At 72.5% G+C, this 14,684-nt stretch carries 16 protein-coding genes; 8 read left to right on the top strand and 8 right to left on the bottom strand.

What is annotated here, in order from left to right; all coding sequences use genetic code 11:
* Positions 1 to 49: 49 nt before the first annotated feature.
* A complete protein-coding gene (locus OG875_RS24855) occupies positions 50 to 451 on the bottom strand; it encodes a VOC family protein (protein WP_330176448.1) in 402 nt (133 codons plus the stop codon).
* 244 nt (positions 452 to 695) lie between these two features.
* Here OG875_RS24855 and OG875_RS24860 point away from each other — a divergent pair, with 244 nt between their 5' ends.
* From OG875_RS24860 to OG875_RS24870, 3 genes are all read left to right on the top strand, one after another.
* A complete protein-coding gene (locus OG875_RS24860; protein ID WP_330176449.1) occupies positions 696 to 2,294 on the top strand; it encodes an ABC-F family ATP-binding cassette domain-containing protein in 1,599 nt (532 codons plus the stop codon).
* A 395-nt stretch (positions 2,295 to 2,689) separates the two neighbouring features.
* The gene (locus OG875_RS24865) at positions 2,690 to 2,908 is read left to right on the top strand and encodes a helix-turn-helix domain-containing protein (protein ID WP_023542602.1); all 219 of its coding nucleotides are present in this window, start codon (positions 2,690 to 2,692) and stop codon (positions 2,906 to 2,908) included.
* 129 nt (positions 2,909 to 3,037) lie between these two features.
* The gene (locus tag OG875_RS24870) at positions 3,038 to 3,829 is read left to right on the top strand and encodes an enoyl-CoA hydratase/isomerase family protein (RefSeq protein WP_330176450.1); all 792 of its coding nucleotides are present in this window, start codon (positions 3,038 to 3,040) and stop codon (positions 3,827 to 3,829) included.
* A 216-nt stretch (positions 3,830 to 4,045) separates the two neighbouring features.
* Here OG875_RS24870 and OG875_RS24875 read toward each other — a convergent pair whose 3' ends face one another.
* Positions 4,046 to 4,783 (bottom strand): hypothetical protein, encoded by a 738-nt coding sequence (locus OG875_RS24875; RefSeq protein WP_330176451.1) that lies wholly within the window; start codon positions 4,781 to 4,783, stop codon positions 4,046 to 4,048.
* A 92-nt stretch (positions 4,784 to 4,875) separates the two neighbouring features.
* Between OG875_RS24875 and OG875_RS24880 the strand changes: the two genes are divergently transcribed.
* The 5 genes from OG875_RS24880 to amaP are packed head-to-tail and all read left to right on the top strand — an operon-like array spanning position 4,876 to position 7,203.
* Positions 4,876 to 5,361: an Asp23/Gls24 family envelope stress response protein gene (locus tag OG875_RS24880; protein ID WP_330176452.1), complete on the top strand. Its 486-nt coding sequence runs from the start codon at positions 4,876 to 4,878 to the stop codon at positions 5,359 to 5,361.
* 34 nt (positions 5,362 to 5,395) lie between these two features.
* Positions 5,396 to 5,587: a hypothetical protein gene (locus tag OG875_RS24885; RefSeq protein WP_330176453.1), complete on the top strand. Its 192-nt coding sequence runs from the start codon at positions 5,396 to 5,398 to the stop codon at positions 5,585 to 5,587.
* A gap of 6 nt (positions 5,588 to 5,593) precedes the next feature.
* Positions 5,594 to 5,938 (top strand): Asp23/Gls24 family envelope stress response protein, encoded by a 345-nt coding sequence (locus OG875_RS24890; protein WP_330176454.1) that lies wholly within the window; start codon positions 5,594 to 5,596, stop codon positions 5,936 to 5,938.
* Positions 5,935 to 6,621 (top strand): DUF6286 domain-containing protein, encoded by a 687-nt coding sequence (locus OG875_RS24895; RefSeq protein ID WP_330176455.1) that lies wholly within the window; start codon positions 5,935 to 5,937, stop codon positions 6,619 to 6,621. Before OG875_RS24890 ends, OG875_RS24895 begins: the two co-directional genes overlap by 4 nt.
* A 3-nt stretch (positions 6,622 to 6,624) precedes the next feature.
* Complete coding sequence (gene amaP / locus OG875_RS24900; protein WP_330176456.1) at positions 6,625 to 7,203, top strand: alkaline shock response membrane anchor protein AmaP; 579 nt, start codon at positions 6,625 to 6,627, stop codon at positions 7,201 to 7,203.
* Positions 7,204 to 7,368: 165 nt separating this feature from the next.
* On the opposite strand, the gene OG875_RS24905 is transcribed toward amaP, so the two are convergent.
* The 6 genes from OG875_RS24905 to OG875_RS24930 form a co-directional block, all read right to left on the bottom strand.
* Complete coding sequence (locus OG875_RS24905; protein WP_330176457.1) at positions 7,369 to 8,124, bottom strand: SDR family oxidoreductase; 756 nt, start codon at positions 8,122 to 8,124, stop codon at positions 7,369 to 7,371.
* Positions 8,125 to 8,128: 4 nt separating this feature from the next.
* Entirely contained in the window at positions 8,129 to 9,964 is a 1,836-nt protein-coding gene (locus tag OG875_RS24910; protein ID WP_330176458.1) for a glycoside hydrolase family 15 protein, read from the bottom strand.
* A 29-nt stretch (positions 9,965 to 9,993) separates the two neighbouring features.
* Entirely contained in the window at positions 9,994 to 10,782 is a 789-nt protein-coding gene (locus OG875_RS24915; protein WP_330176459.1) for an SURF1 family cytochrome oxidase biogenesis protein, read from the bottom strand.
* 692 nt (positions 10,783 to 11,474) lie between these two features.
* Positions 11,475 to 11,708: a hypothetical protein gene (locus OG875_RS24920; RefSeq protein ID WP_330176460.1), complete on the bottom strand. Its 234-nt coding sequence runs from the start codon at positions 11,706 to 11,708 to the stop codon at positions 11,475 to 11,477.
* A gap of 63 nt (positions 11,709 to 11,771) precedes the next feature.
* Positions 11,772 to 12,779, bottom strand: a complete 1,008-nt coding sequence (locus OG875_RS24925; RefSeq protein ID WP_330176461.1) for a DEDDh family exonuclease — start codon at positions 12,777 to 12,779, stop codon at positions 11,772 to 11,774.
* Between the two features lie 325 nt (positions 12,780 to 13,104).
* Positions 13,105 to 14,634 (bottom strand): S8 family peptidase, encoded by a 1,530-nt coding sequence (locus tag OG875_RS24930; protein ID WP_330176462.1) that lies wholly within the window; start codon positions 14,632 to 14,634, stop codon positions 13,105 to 13,107.
* Positions 14,635 to 14,684 lie beyond the last annotated feature (50 nt).

Below are 14,684 nucleotides of genomic sequence, written 5' to 3' on the forward strand. Positions count from 1 at the left end.
GACCGCCCCGCCCCGGCCGGAAACCCCGCCCCGGCCCCGGACGTCCGCCTCAGTCACCGGCGCCCGGCGCGTACGTCCCGAAGCTCCACACGTTGCCCTCCGCGTCCCGCGCCATGTAGTCCCGGGAGCCGTAGTCCTGGTCCGTGGGCGGCATCAGGATCTCCACCCCCTCCCGCACGGCGCGCGCGTGGTGCGCGTCCACGTCCTCCACCACCACGTACACGCCGGACGGCCCGCCGCCCGCCATGGCCCGCGCGAACACCCCCTCGTTCTTCCGGGACCCCAGCATCACCCGGCCGTTCCCGTAGGCCAGTTCGGCGTGGACCACGCTGCCGTCCGGACCCTCGTACACCGCCACCTCCGTGAAGCCGAAGGCGTCCTTCAGCGTCCTGATCGCCGCCTTCGCGTCCTCGTAGACGAACGTGGGACAGACACTCGGCGCTCCGGCCATGTCGATCACCCTTTCCAGGCATTCGGCTGTGATCCGCGTCTCAGTTGATTCCAGTCTGGCACCGGCCACCGACAACGGCGCTCGTCAGCGCCTGCGCGCGGCCTCCGCACGAACCCCGTGCGGCGTCAACCAGTTGTGCGACCCCGGTAGACTCGGCGCCATGGCATGTCTCCTTGTGCATTAGCCGGCGTCGAAGAAACCCCTCCGCCCGCCCTTCCGCCGTCCATACCGCCCTGGAGTTCCCGTGATCACCGCCACCGGTGTCGAGTTGCGCGCCGGCGCCCGCGTCCTCATCGAGTCAGCCTCGTTCCGTATCGCCAAGGGCGACCGCATCGGCCTCGTCGGCCGCAACGGAGCGGGCAAGACCACCCTCACCAAATGCCTGGCGGGCGAGGGCCTCCCCGCCGCCGGCAGCATCACCCGCTCCGGAGAGGTCGGCTATCTGCCGCAGGACCCCCGGACCGGCGACCTCGAAACCCTCGCGCGCGACCGCATCCTCTCCGCCCGCGACCTCGACTCCGTACTGAGGAAGATGCGCGAGAACGAGGACCGGATGGCGAACGGCAAGGGCGCCACCCGCGAGAAGGCGATGAAGAAGTACGAGCGCCTGGAGACGGAGTTCCTCACCAAGGGCGGCTACTCCGCCGAGTCCGAGGCCGCCACCATCGCCGCCGCGCTCGGCCTGCCCGACCGGGTGCTCGGCCAGCCCCTGCACACCCTCTCCGGCGGTCAGCGCCGCCGCGTCGAACTGGCCCGCATCCTCTTCTCGGACGCCGACACCCTGCTCCTCGACGAGCCCACCAACCACCTCGACGCCGACTCGATCGTCTGGCTGCGGGACTACCTCAAGACCTACCGCGGCGGTTTCATCGTCATCTCCCACGACGTCGACCTGGTCGAGACCGTCGTCAACAAGGTCTTCTACCTGGACGCCAACCGCTCCCGCATCGACGTCTACAACATGGGCTGGAAGCTCTACCAGCAGCAGCGCGAGTCCGACGAGAAGCGCCGCAAGCGCGAGCGGGCCAACGCGGAGAAGAAGGCCGCCACCCTCAACTCCCAGGCCGACAAGATGCGCGCCAAGGCCACCAAGACCGTCGCCGCGCAGAACATGGCACGCCGCGCCGAGCGCCTGCTGTCCGGCCTGGAGGCCGTACGCCAGTCCGACAAGGTCGCCAAGCTGCGCTTCCCCGACCCGGCGCCGTGCGGCAAGACCCCGCTGACCGCCGAGGGCCTGTCGAAGTCGTACGGCTCCCTGGAGATCTTCACCGACGTCGACCTGGCCATCGACAAGGGATCGCGCGTCGTCATCCTCGGACTCAACGGCGCGGGCAAGACCACCCTGCTGCGGCTGCTCGCCGGGGTGGAGAAGCCCGACACCGGCGAGGTCACCCCGGGGCACGGGCTCAAGCTCGGCTACTACGCCCAGGAGCACGAGACCCTGGACCCGGACCGCACCGTCCTGGAGAACATGCGGTCCTCGGCCCCCGACCTCGACCTGGTCGACGTCCGCAAGACCCTCGGCTCCTTCCTCTTCTCCGGCGACGACGTCGACAAGCCGGCCGGTGTCCTGTCCGGCGGCGAGAAGACCCGTCTGGCGCTGGCGACCCTGGTGGTCTCCTCGGCCAACGTCCTCCTCCTGGACGAGCCCACCAACAACCTCGACCCGGCCAGCCGCGAGGAGATCCTCGGGGCGCTGCGCACGTACAAGGGCGCGGTCATCCTCGTCACCCACGACGAGGGCGCCGTCCAGGCGCTCGAACCGGAGCGGATCATCCTGCTCCCCGACGGTGTGGAGGACCTGTGGGGCGCCGACTACGCGGACCTGGTGGCCCTGGCCTGACCCCCTCCCGGCACCTGCCCGGCCGGTGACCGAGCCCGTCCCGAGCCCACCGGGGTGATCCACTCGGGCGTGATCCACTCCGTATGGATCATTCGGCCCAGTGGTGATCCATCATCTGAGTGAGTGCGTCTCGTACTTTGGCGTGGCGTGCCGACGATCACCCCGCTGTGCACCGTGTACGGTCGCCCTTTCCGCACACAGCGTCTGACCTGCTGTTTCTTGTGAGTGTTCGGCGATCGGTGTGTGCGGACGGCTCTGGAAGTGACGATTCCGTTCGTGTTCGAATCCGGAGTCCCGGCGAAGCTTGTGCCGCGAACCTTGCTGAATGGGTGGCCAGGAGCGCCCCGAGGGGTGATCATGAGAAGTCCAGAGCGCACTTCCATGAGGAGGCACGGGTGGCCGAGACTCTGAAGAAGGGCAGCCGGGTAACCGGCCCCGCGCGCGACAAGCTCGCGGCAGACCTGAAGAAGAAGTACGACTCCGGTGCGAGCATTCGTGCGCTGGCCGAGGAAACGGGCCGGTCGTACGGGTTCGTCCACCGGATGCTCAGCGAGTCCGGAGTCACGCTGCGGGGACGCGGCGGAGCGACACGCGGCAAGAAGGCATCGGCCTGACCTCCGCGTACCGCTTATCCGGCCACCGGTTCCACCGGTGACCACCCGGCCGGTCGTCGCGGTCGACCGGGTGGTTACTGTGCAGTCACTTGTCCTGCCGTGCTGACTGCACCGAACCGGAGGCATCCCATGACGTCGCTCGATCCCGTACTCGACAAGGACGGTGTACGGCTCACCGTCGAGGACGCGGTTGCCACGGTGACCCTGACGAATCCGGCCAAGCGCAACGCTCAGTCTCCCGCTCTGTGGCGGGCGTTGACGGAAGCCGGACAGTCACTGCCGGGCAGCGTGCGTGTCGTCGTGCTGCGTGGCGAGGGCACGTCCTTCTCCGCGGGCCTCGACCGGCGCGCGTTCAGCCCCGAGGGCTTCGACGGCGAACCGTCGTTCCCGGAACTGGCACGCCACAGCGACCCCGACCTCGACGCGGTCATCGCCGGGTACCAGTCCGCCTTCACCTGGTGGCGCCGCACCGACCTCGTGTCGATCGCCGCCGTCCAGGGCCATGCCATCGGCGCCGGCTTCCAGCTGGCGCTCGCCTGCGATCTGCGGGTCGTCGCGTCGGACGTCCAGTTCGCCATGCGCGAGACCAGCCTCGGCCTCGTCCCCGACCTCGGTGGTACGCACCCCCTCGTGAGCCTCGTCGGATACGCCCGCGCGCTCGAAATGTGCGCCACGGGCCGCTTCGTCCAGGCCGAGGAGGCCGAGCGCACCGGCCTGGCCAACCTCGTGGTGCCGCCGGACGAACTCGACGCGGCGGTACGGGACCTCGCCGCGGCACTGCTCGCCGCGCCGCGCGACGCGACGGTCGAGACGAAGGCCCTGCTCAAGGGCGCCTCGTCCCTCTCCTACGACGAACAGCGCGCCGCCGAACGCGCGGCCCAGGCCCGCCGCCTGCGCGACCTCGCGGGCCTCGGCGACTAGGCGCTGTCCGGCGGACCTTCGCCCGACGGGAACGCCCGGCGCCGGCACCTCGTGTCGTTGTCGGAGCCATGCGAGTACGCCCGGTGCGCGCGTGATCCGCCGCCTTGCGACTTCAGCGCACCGCGCCCCGGGCCGATCCACGAAGATCCGCCGGACGGGACCCGGGCCGTACCGGCCCCCGCGTACCCGGCCCCGCGAAGGTCCGCCCGGCGGGGCTCAGACCCCGTGCGGGTGCGGTAGGTCCACCGCCGTGACCAGGACGGCCACCGTCGGGCGGCCCGGCAGCGACGACGCGACCGCCCGGCCGACGGCCCGCGCCACCTCCGGGGGACGATGGCCCACCGCCGTCGCCAGTTCGACCCGGACATGGCCCTCGGCCACCAGCACCGGCGCGCCGAGCGCCCCGGTCAGATGCGCCACCCCCGGCACGTTCGCCGCCACGAGCGCCGTCGTCCCCTCGGGGGCGGCGGCGTGTGCCCCGACTGGCTCAGCCGCCCCGGAGGAGTCCCCGGCCCACCCGTCGGCGGGACCCGGACCGCCCTCCAGCAGCGCCGTCACCCTCAGGTCGACCTCTGTCACCCACAGGCCGAGATGGTCCACCGCGTGCGCGTACAGCACCGTACGCAGCCGCTCGGCCAGATCCGGCAGCGGTTCGCCCGGCGCCGCCGCGAACTCCCCCTCGATACGCAGCGGCCCCGGCGGCAGCGCACTCGGCGGTGGCCGCACCGGGGACGGCTCCAGCGCGTCGGGATCGGCCGGGCGCAGCCCCAGACGGCCCAGCGCGGCGCCGGGCACGAGCGCCGCCACCCGCCGCAGCGCGGTCGTCGCCGCCCGTTCGGCCAGCCACGCCCCGTCCGCCGCGACGCCCAGCGGGAGCAGCCGGCCCAGCCCGAGCCGTTCGCGCACCGCCGTACTCCATCCGTCCGTACCGTCGCCACCCTGCCCAGTCGTCATGCGCCCAGACTGCCCCATTCCCGACGCGAGGGGCGGCAAGGCGCCCTAATGTGTGCGAAGAGTCCATCGACGTCGGAAAGGGACGAGCCACTATGTCCGACACCGCACAGCAGAACCAGCCCGAGCAGCCCGCCCGGCCGTCCGGGGACGACCTGCGGAAGCCACCGTCCGGCAAGCGGGGCGGCGGCGACCCGGCCACCCGCGGCCGGACCACCATCGCCGACGGGGTCGTCGAGAAGATCGCCGGCCTCGCCGCGCGCGACGTGCTCGGCGTCCACGCGATGGGCAGCGGCATGTCCCGTACCTTCGGCGCGGTACGCGACCGGGTCCCCGGCGGCACCAAGTCCGTCTCGCGGGGCGTCAAGGCCGAGGTGGGTGAGGTCCAGACCGCCCTCGACCTGGAGATCGTCGTGGACTACGGCGTGTCGATCGCCGACGTCGCCCGCGACGTGCGGGAGAACGTGATCTCCGCCGTGGAACGGATGACGGGCCTTGAGGTCGTCGAGGTCAACATCGCCGTCAGCGACGTGAAGCTGCCGGACGAAGAGGACGACGAGCCCGAGTCACGGCTCCAGTGACGGCCGTGTCCGGAAACCGAAGGGAAGTCGCACGATGAGTATGGCGCTGGTCGGCCTGCTGGCCGGAATGGCCCTGGCGTTCGCCGGGTACTTCGGCGGTTTCGGAGCCTTTCTGCTGGTCGCCGCGCTGGGCGCGGTCGGGTTCGTGGTCGGCCGGTACCTCGACGGCGATCTGGAACCCGGCGACCTCTTCCGGGGCCGCGACCGCGACGATCGACGGCGGTGACCGCCCGTGGCCGGTGAACGCGTGGCGGCCGAGAAGCGCGGGGCGACGACCATCGCCGACCGTGTCGTCGCGAAGATCGCCGCGCAGGCGGCACGGGAGGCGCTGCACGGCGTACCCGAAGGGGCGGAGGCACCGCACGCCGGTGTCGTCGTCCACGACGGTGTGGCACGCGTACGGATCGGGCTCGAACTGGACTACCCCTCCGACATCGGCGCCCAGTGCGGCGCGGTGCGTCACCAGGTCGCCCACCGGGTACACGCCCTCGCGGGGATGGAGGTGCCCGAGGTGGACGTCAGGGTCGAACGGCTCCACTCCGCCCAGACACGCGCGAGCCAGGGGAGGACCCGATGACCGAACCGTCCGGCGAGGGGACGGAACACGCGCCGGAACCGCACGGTGCCGTGCGCGCGGACCTGATCGAACTCGACCAGTCCACCTCCGCCGCCCGGTACGACGTACGACCGGCACCGGAGACGGGCGAGACGGACGGCAGGACCGGCCGCTTCTGGTCCTGGCGCCGGATCCCGGCCACCGTGGTCGCCGCCGTCCTGCTCGGGGCGTCGGGGCTGCTGCTGTACGACGTCGCCGCCGTACGCGCCGACCACCCGGCCATGTTCTGGCGCCGGTGGCTGGTCGACCGGCTCACCACCCGGCCCCTGGACGACACCTGGGTCCTCGTCGCCTCGGGCGTCGCCGGGGTGATCGGCCTGTGGCTGATCCTGCTCGCCCTGACACCCGGCCTGCGCGAGATCCTGCCCATGCGGCGCGGCCCGCACCGGGTACGGGCCGGGCTCGACCGGGAGGCCGCCGGGCTGATGCTGCGCGACCGGGCGCTGGAGGTCTCCGGTGTGCAGTCGGCACGGGTACGGTCCCGCCGCACCAAGGTCCGCGTCCGGGCCGTCTCCCATTTCCGCGAACTCGACGACGTACGCGCCGACCTCGACGCGGCGCTCGGCACCGGCATCGGTGAGCTGGGTCTCGTCAAGCCGCCCGCGCTCTCCGTACGGGTCCGCCGGCCGAAGAAGAAGGGGTGACGGATGCTCAGGGTCGTCAACCGTGTCCTGCTGGGCCTCGTCGGGCTGGCGCTGCTGTGCGTCGGCGGCGGCGTACTCGCGACCGGGCTCGGTGTGTCCGTCCCGTCCTGGTGGCCGTACACCGGCCGCAAGGACGTGCTGCTGAGCGACGCGGACCGGGACCGGTGGCGGGAGCAGAGCTGGTGGTGGCCGGTCGTCATCGCGGTGCTCGCCGCCCTGGTGCTGCTCACCCTGTGGTGGCTGCTGTCCCAACTGCGCCGCGCGCGACTGGCGGAGGTGCTGGTCGACACCGGTGACGGGGAGGGCGCGCTGCTGCGGGGACGCGCCATGGAGGACGTGCTGGAGAGCGAGGCGCGCTCGCTGGACGGCGTGGCACGGGCCCGGGTCCGGCTGACGGGCCGGCGCACCGCGCCCCGGGCGCGGGTACGGCTGCTGCTGGAGCCGCACGCGGCGCCGGGGCGGGCGCTGGAGCGGCTGACGACGGAGGCGGTGGCGCATGCGCGGGACTCGGCGGGGCTGGCGGCCCTGCCGACGGAGGCGCGGCTGCGGGCGGCGAAGCACCGGGCGCAGCGGGTGACGTGACCGGGGGTGGGGGAGCGGGGGCGGCGGGGTGGGTGGCGCCACGCGGCGGGCCTGATCCCCTCCCCGCCCCTTCCCGAAACCGGGGCGCCGCCCCGGACCCCGCTCCTCGGACGCCGGAGGGGCTGACAGTGCTTGCTTCTCAGACGCCGAGGGGCTGAAGGGGCGTCAGAAGGCGTGCAGGGCGCCGCCGTCGACCGGGAGCATCAGGCCCGTCAGGTAGGACGCCGCCGGGGAGAGCAGGAACGCCGCCGTGCGGCCGAACTCCTCCGGGGTGCCGTAGCGGCGCAGCGGGATACGGGACTCGTGGGTCGCGCGGGCCGCCCGCGGGTCGTCGGAGAGCGCGTCCAGTTCGCGGACCCGGTCCGTGTCGATCCGGGCCGGCAGCAGGCCGACCACGCGTATGCCGCGTGGCCCCACCTCGTCCGCGAGGGACTTCGCGAAGCCCGCCAGGCCCGGCCGCAGGCCGTTGGAGATCGTCAGGCCCCGGATCGGTTCGTACACCGAGCCGGACAGGACGAGGCCGACGACTCCGCCGGGGCCCAGTTCGGCCGCCGCCGTACGGGCCAGCCGTACCGCACCCAGGAAGACCGAGTCGAACGCCGACCGCCACTGCTCGTCCGTCGTGCCCAGCACGGACCCCGGCGGCGGGCCGCCGACGCTGATCAGTATCCCGTCGAAGCTCCCGAACCGCTCCCGGGCCGTGGCTATCAGGCGGTCCGCGACCTCGGGATCGGCGTTGTCCGCCGCGATCCCGGCCGCGTGGGGGCCGATCGAGGCCGCCGCGTCCATGACGGACCGCTCGTCCCGCCCGGTGATCAGTACCTTCGCGCCGTCCGCCGCCAGCGCTTCGGCGGACGCCCGCCCCAGCCCCCGCGAGGCTCCGGTGACGACATAGACACGGTCCCTCAGCCCAAGATCCATGGCGTCATTCTGTCGTCCCGTCCTCGGCGGCGGCCAGGGCGAGGGCCGTACCCACGAGGCCGATATGGCTGAACGCCTGCGGGAAGTTGCCGAGTTGCCGCCCGAGCGCCGGGTCGTACTCCTCGGCGAGCAGACCGACGTCGTTGCGCAGGGCGAGCAGCCGCTCGAACAGGGCCGTCGCCTCCTTCTTGCGGCCCGTCATCAGCAGGGCGTCGGCCAGCCAGAACGAGCAGACGAGGAACGTCCCCTCCCCGCCCGGCAGTCCGTCCACCGAGCCCCCTTCCGTGCTGTACCGGCGGACCAGCCCGTCCGTGGCCAGCTCCGCCCGTACCGCGTCGACCGTGCCCACCACCCGCGGATCGTCCGGCGGCAGAAATCCGTACCGGGGGATCAGCAGCGTCGCCGCGTCCAGTTCCGCGGAGCCGTACGACTGCGTGAAGGTGTTACGGACCGGGTCGTACCCCTTCTCGCACACCTCGCGGTGGACCTCGTCCCGCATCGCCTTCCACCGGTTCACGTCGCCGCGCAGCGACGGATCGCTCTCCAGCGTCTTCACCGCGCGGTCGGCGGCGACCCAGGCCATCACCTTGGAGTGGGTGAAGTGCCGCCGGGGGCCGCGTACTTCCCACAGTCCTTCGTCCGGTTCCCGCCACTTCGACTCCAGGAAGCCCAGCAGGGCGAGTTGGAGATCCCAGGCGTGCGGCTGCCCGGTGAGGCCGACGCCCCGTGCCACGTGCAGGGAGTCGATCACCTCGCCGTACACGTCGAGTTGGAGCTGTTCGACCGCCTCGTTCCCGATCCGGACCGGGCTCGCGCCCGCGTAACCGTTCAGCCAGGTCAGTTCCGTCTCGGGCAGCCGCCGTTCGCCGGCGACCCCGTACATGATCTGGAGGTCCGAGGGGTCACCGGCGACCGCGCGCAGCAGCCAGTCGCGCCACGCCTCCGCCTCGTCCACGTAACCGGCGGACAGCAGCGCGCCCAGGACGAGCGCGGAGTCGCGCAGCCAGCAGTAGCGGTAGTCCCAGTTCCGTACGCCGCCGAGCTCCTCGGGGAGCGAGGTGGTGGGGGCCGCCACGATGCCGCCGGTCGGCGCGTAGATCAGCCCCTTCAGGGTGAGCAGGGAGCGCAGCACGGCTTCGCGGTAGGGCCCCTCGTACGTGCAGCGCGCCGCCCACTTCCGCCAGTCGTCCACGCTGTGCTCCAGCGCCTCGAACGGGTCGATCAGCGCGGGGCGCGGCAGATGCGAGGGGTGCCAGGTGAGGACGAACGCGACCTTCTCCCCGGCACCGACGGTGAACGACGAGCAGGTGCTGAACTCCTGGCCCCAGGTCTTGACCGACGGCTCCTCGCCCGGGGCCCCGTCACCGTCGGCGGGCCGCCCGCGTGTGACGCTCCGCAGCCACACGGAGTCCGGCCCGGCGACGGCGACGCGCTGGCCGTCGGTCCTGCGCACCCACGGCACGATGGAGCCGTAGTCGAAGCGCAGCCGCAGTGTGGAACTCATCTCCACCGAGCCGCTGACGCCCTCCACGATCCGTACGACGTCCGGCGCGACGTCGCGCTGCGGCATGAAGTCGGTGACCTTGACCGTGCCGTTCCTGGTCTCCCAGTGGGTCTCCAGGACCAGAGAGTCCCCCGCGTACCGGCGGCCGGTGACGCGGCCCGCGCCCTTCGGGGCGAGCAGCCAGTGGCCGTTCTCCTTGGTACCGAGCAGGGCCGTGAAGCAGGCGGCCGAGTCGAAGCGCGGGAGGCACAGCCAGTCGATGGAGCCGTTCATTCCTACGAGTGCCGCGGTCTGCAAGTCGCCGATGAGGGCGTAGTCCTCGATGCGTTGGGTCACTTCTGCCCTGTTCCCGCAGGACAGGCGCGTTATGCGGCGGCGGTCTCGCGCGCGGGCGTGTCCCGGGCCGCCGTCGTCGCGCGGTCCCGCTTCTCACGCCGTACGAGGACGACCCAGCCGACCGGTACGCCGGCGGCGAACAGCCACCACTGCACGGCATAGGCCATGTGCGCGCCGATGGAGCCGGAGTCGGGCTCGGGGATCTGCCGGGGGCTCCCGCCCGGGGCGGCGGGGGCGGTCTGCTCGATGTAGCCGCCGAGGACGGTCCGGCCGAGGGACTCGGCCTGCCGCTCGCTGTTGATCAGCATGACCTGACGGTCCGGGAGGTCTCTCAGCTCCTTGATACCGCTGCTGCCGGTCGTCTCGTCGGCCTTGAGACGGCCGGTGACGGTGACGGTCCCGGCGGGCGCGGCGGGGATGTCGGGGAAGGAGCGCTGGTCTTCGCCGAAGGGGATCCAGCCGCGATTGACGAGAAGGACACGGCCGTCGTCCAGGACGAACGGGGTCAGGACGTGGAAGCCGACGGTGTCGTCCGCGTTGGTCCGGCGGCGTACGACGACCTCGTGCTCCTGGTCGAAGGTGCCGGTGGCCTCGACCCGGCGCCAGTAGTCGGCGCGGGGGACCGTGTGGCCGGGGGAGGTGAGCGCGGTGACCGGCACCGGCTTCGCCTTGAGGTTGCCGGCGATCAGGGTGTTCTGCGCGACGCGGTGTTCATGGCGGTGCAACTGCCAGAAGCCCAGCTCGATCATCACGGGGATGAGGACGAGGGCGAGGAGGGTGAGGATCACCCACTGCCGCGACAGGAGGAAGCGGTACACACCGTCGACGGTACCCGGCGGGCCGGACGGTCCGGGCGGCGGGTCGGGCGGAGAGCCGGTGGGCGGGCTGGCCGGGTGTTCCGGGCGGGGGTCGGGCGCCGGGCGGACCGGTCGGGGGTCCGCCCGGCGGGTGGGCCGGTGGGGGGCCGAGCGGCGGCGTGCGGAGAGCCGATGGGTCGGGGCGGGGTGTTCCGGGCGGCTGGTCTGCGGGCGGGCGGGCGGGCGTCGCGGTCTGCGGGACGGCGGGGTCCGGGGGACCCACGGTCGCCGGACCCGCCGCCCGGATCCTTCCTGAGCCTGCCCGGCGTTGGGTGCGGAGCGCCGGTTCTGCGGCGGGCCGGGCGGGCCGGGACGGCCCCGGGGCGTCACCGGCGCCGGGACGGGGGGTTTGGGGCAACCGGTCACCGCCGGGGCGGACCGGGCGGCGGGCCGACGGGCCGACACAGACCCGGGGCGTCACCGGCGCCGGGACGGCGGGGGTTTGGGGGGACCGGTCAGATCCGGGGGTGTCACCGGCGGCGGGACAGCGGGCGACGAAGGTCCGGGGTGACCGGTCAGGCGCACCGGCCCCCGGCAGCCCGGCCCTGGCGCCCCGGACCCCGGTCCTCCCCAGGTCCGTCCGGGGCCCGTCGGCCGCCCGGCCCGCGACGGAGCCGGCACCCCGGCGCCGACCGGTCCCCCGTCCCGATACCTCACACCCGGTCCACGATGCCCGCCCTCCCCTCCGCGCGGGCGCAGTGCGCGCCGCAGTACCAGTGGCCCTCGGCCTCGACGCCCTGGCCGATGATCTGGACCCGGCAGTGTTCGCAGACGGGCGCCATGCGGTGGATGGCGCAGGAGAAGCAGTCGAAGACGTGCACCGCGCCCTGCGCGTGCACCTCGAAGGACATGCCGTAATCGTTTCCGCAGACTTCGCAACGTGCCATGCGCCACAGGGTGGGACGTGACGGCGGTGAGTGCGAGCGGGCAGCGGGCGAGTCGCGCCGCGATCACCCGTCCGACGGGGCGGCGGCCGGAGGCCCGGAGGCGGGCGCGGGCGTCACGTCGCGCAGCAGATGGGTGAAGGCCGCCTCGTCCACGACCGGGGTCCCGTACTCCGCCGCCTTCAGGGTCTTCGACGTCGCCGCCGCCGGATCGTTCGTCACCAGCAGGCTCGTCTTCCGGGAGACGCTGGAGGCGACATGCAGCCCCGCCTCGACGGCCCGGTCCTCCAGCAGTTCGCGGTCGACCGAGGTGTCCCCCGAGAACGCCACCCGCATCCCCTGCGCGAGCGGCTTGTCGCTCTCGTACCGTCCGGGATTCGGATACGGGCACGCCGGGAGCCGTCGCGACGGGCGCCAGGTCGCCGGCCGGCGTGGCTGCTGACGGCCGATCAGCGGGCTCGCCGGCCCGTCCGACCACTCGGTGAGCGGCCGGCATTCGAGGAGCGGCAGCCGCACCCCGTCGCGCGCCGCCGCGTGCAGGCTCGGCCGGAACGCCTCCGCCAGGACGCGCGCGTCGTCCAGCGCGTGGTGCGCGTGCCGCTGCGCGACGCCGAAGTGCTCGGCGAGTGTGGCCAACTTGTGGTTGGGCAGCGGCAGCCGGAGCTCCTTGGCGAGCGCGATGGTGCACAGCCGCTGGCGGGTGGGCGCCGTCGTCCTCGCGCGCGCGTACTCCCGCGAGATCATCGACCAGTCGAAGAACGCGTTGTGCGCGACGAGCACCCGGTCCGCCAGCCGCTCCGAGAACTCGTGCGCGATCTGGCTGAACACCGGCGCGCCCGCCAGCACATCGGTCGTCAGGCCGTGGATCCAGACCGGTCCCGGATCGCGCTCGGGGTTGACCAGGGTGTACCAGTGGTCCTCGACATCGCCCCGCGCGTCCAGCCGGTACACCGCCGCCGAGACTATCCGGTCGTCACGGGCGAGTCCGGTGGTCTCCACGTCGACGACCGCGTACCCCTCGGGGTACGCGGCCGGCCACATCGCTGAAGTCGCGGGGTCGTCAAGCATGGTCACAGAGAATACGGGCCACGACTGACAGCCCGTGACACGCCTCTGACCCGCCGTCGGACCCGGTGCGGTCGAGGGCCGCTGACGAAGCGTCCGCTCACCCGATGAGGTGAGGCTCCTGACGTGAGTTGACGGGGCCCCGCACCCGGGCCCCACCCGGTCCCGTACCTGAGCACCCCACACGCGGACCCTCACCCAGACCCTCGCCGGGTCCCGTACCTGAGCACCCCGCACCCGGCCCCCACCCGAGCACCCCGCGCGCGTGCCCCGCGCGCGGACATGAGTGAGCGGGCCGCCCGACCGGACGGCCCGCTCACCCACGCTTCCGCCGTTAGCGGCGGACGGCGTCCAGCGCGTCGATCACGCCGGCACCGTAGAAGCCGTTCTTGTTCTTGCCACCCACGCACACCGCGTCGACAGTGCCGTCGCCGTCGATGTCGTACGGGTTGGTGCACGCCGTCTCGTCGGCCTGCGAGGTCAGCAGAGCCCTGACCTTCGCCGCCGAGGCGTTCGGGTGGGTCGACTTGATCAGCGCCGCGACACCCGCCGCGTGCGGGGACGCCATCGACGTACCGCCCTTGTAGCCGAAGCCACCGCCGGGCAGCGTGCTCAGGACCAGACCGTTGACGGCCGGCGCCTCCGGCGTCTGGTACGCCGTCAGGTCACCGCCGGGAGCGGCGACGTCGACGACCCCGATGCCGTAGTTGGAGTACGACGCCTTCAGGTTCTTCGCACCGGTCGCCGAGACCGTCACGACACCCGGCAGCATGGACGGGATGTCCTTGCAGTTCTCGGGGTCGATGACCCGCTCGACCGGAGTGGTGTCGTTCGGGCTGACGTCGTCCGTCAGCTCGTCGGCGGCCAGGTCCAGGTCGGAGTTGCCGGCGGCGGCGACATTGACGATGCCCTTGCCCTCGGCGTAGCGGGTGGCCCGCGTGACGGCCTCGGACAGTGCCTTCTGGTCCGGGTCGTCGGCGCAGTTGAACAGCCACGGGTCGGTGTAGTAGCTGTTGTTCGTCACATCGACACCGTGCTCGGCCGCCCACACGAAGCCGCAGACCACGGCCTCGGTGTAGAAGAAGCCGTCGGGCTGCGACACCTTGATGCCGGAGACCTTCACGCCCGGAGCGACACCCGTGATGCCGGTGCCGTTCTTCGCCGCGGCCACCGTGCCCGCGACGTGCGTGCCGTGGTCGCTCTCGCCGGGAGCCGGCCGCCAGGCGCCGTCCGCCGTGTCGGGCACGCCGCCCACACAGTTGACCGACGCACGGCGGTCGAAGTTCGGCGCGAGATCGGGGTGGGTGTCGTCGACACCCGTGTCGATCACGCCGACCGTGACCTTGCTGCTGCCGAGCGACTTCTTGTGCGCCTTGTCGGCCTTGATGGCCGGCAGGTCCCACTGGAGGGGCTCCAGCGCGTCCTGGCTGCTCGTCGCCTTCGCCCCGGCGGCCTTGGCCTCCTTGGCGGACAGCGGCTGCTCGGCGTCGATGTCCGTGGTGGTCTGGGCGGACAGCGGAGCCGTACGGGTGGCGCCCGCCGAGGAAACACCCCGGACCTTGCGGATCGTCTCGCCGAACCGGGGGTTCTGCGAGTGGACGACGATGACACCTATCTGGTCATAGGCGATCACGACGGTCCCACCGGCCTTGGCGATGGCCTTCTTCACCGACTTGACGGTGGAGTGCCCGCCGTTGGTGTTCACGACGTACGACAACTTCGGGCCGTCCGTCTGGACGGCTGCCTGGACGTCGAGAGGCGCCGCGGATGCCGCACCGGTCGGCAGGAAGCCGAGCGACGCGACGAGTGCCAGACCGACGGGCAGAGCCAGTGCGCGACGTCGGCTGGATCTCACATGAGCCATGGGTTCTCCACATCATCCGTGAGGCCGCCCCTGCGCACTGCGCGCATGGG

The sequence above is a fragment of the Streptomyces sp. NBC_01498 genome (genome assembly GCF_036327775.1).
Lineage (GTDB): Bacteria > Actinomycetota > Actinomycetes > Streptomycetales > Streptomycetaceae > Streptomyces.

Excerpts from the sequence above, each read along its gene's own strand:
- OG875_RS24930 (WP_330176462.1), bottom strand. The coding sequence starts at position 14,634 with ATGGCTCATGTGAGATCCAGCCGACGTCGCGCACTGGCTCTGCCCGTC.
- OG875_RS24875 (WP_330176451.1), bottom strand. The coding sequence starts at position 4,783 with ATGACGACTGGGCAGGGTGGCGACGGTACGGACGGATGGAGTACGGCG.
- OG875_RS24855 (WP_330176448.1), bottom strand. The coding sequence starts at position 451 with ATGGCCGGAGCGCCGAGTGTCTGTCCCACGTTCGTCTACGAGGACGCG.
- OG875_RS24870 (WP_330176450.1), top strand. The coding sequence starts at position 3,038 with ATGACGTCGCTCGATCCCGTACTCGACAAGGACGGTGTACGGCTCACC.
- OG875_RS24905 (WP_330176457.1), bottom strand. The coding sequence starts at position 8,124 with ATGGATCTTGGGCTGAGGGACCGTGTCTATGTCGTCACCGGAGCCTCG.
- OG875_RS24880 (WP_330176452.1), top strand. The coding sequence starts at position 4,876 with ATGTCCGACACCGCACAGCAGAACCAGCCCGAGCAGCCCGCCCGGCCG.
- OG875_RS24920 (WP_330176460.1), bottom strand. The coding sequence starts at position 11,708 with ATGGCACGTTGCGAAGTCTGCGGAAACGATTACGGCATGTCCTTCGAG.
- amaP (WP_330176456.1), top strand. The coding sequence starts at position 6,625 with ATGCTCAGGGTCGTCAACCGTGTCCTGCTGGGCCTCGTCGGGCTGGCG.
- OG875_RS24885 (WP_330176453.1), top strand. The coding sequence starts at position 5,396 with ATGAGTATGGCGCTGGTCGGCCTGCTGGCCGGAATGGCCCTGGCGTTC.
- OG875_RS24895 (WP_330176455.1), top strand. The coding sequence starts at position 5,935 with ATGACCGAACCGTCCGGCGAGGGGACGGAACACGCGCCGGAACCGCAC.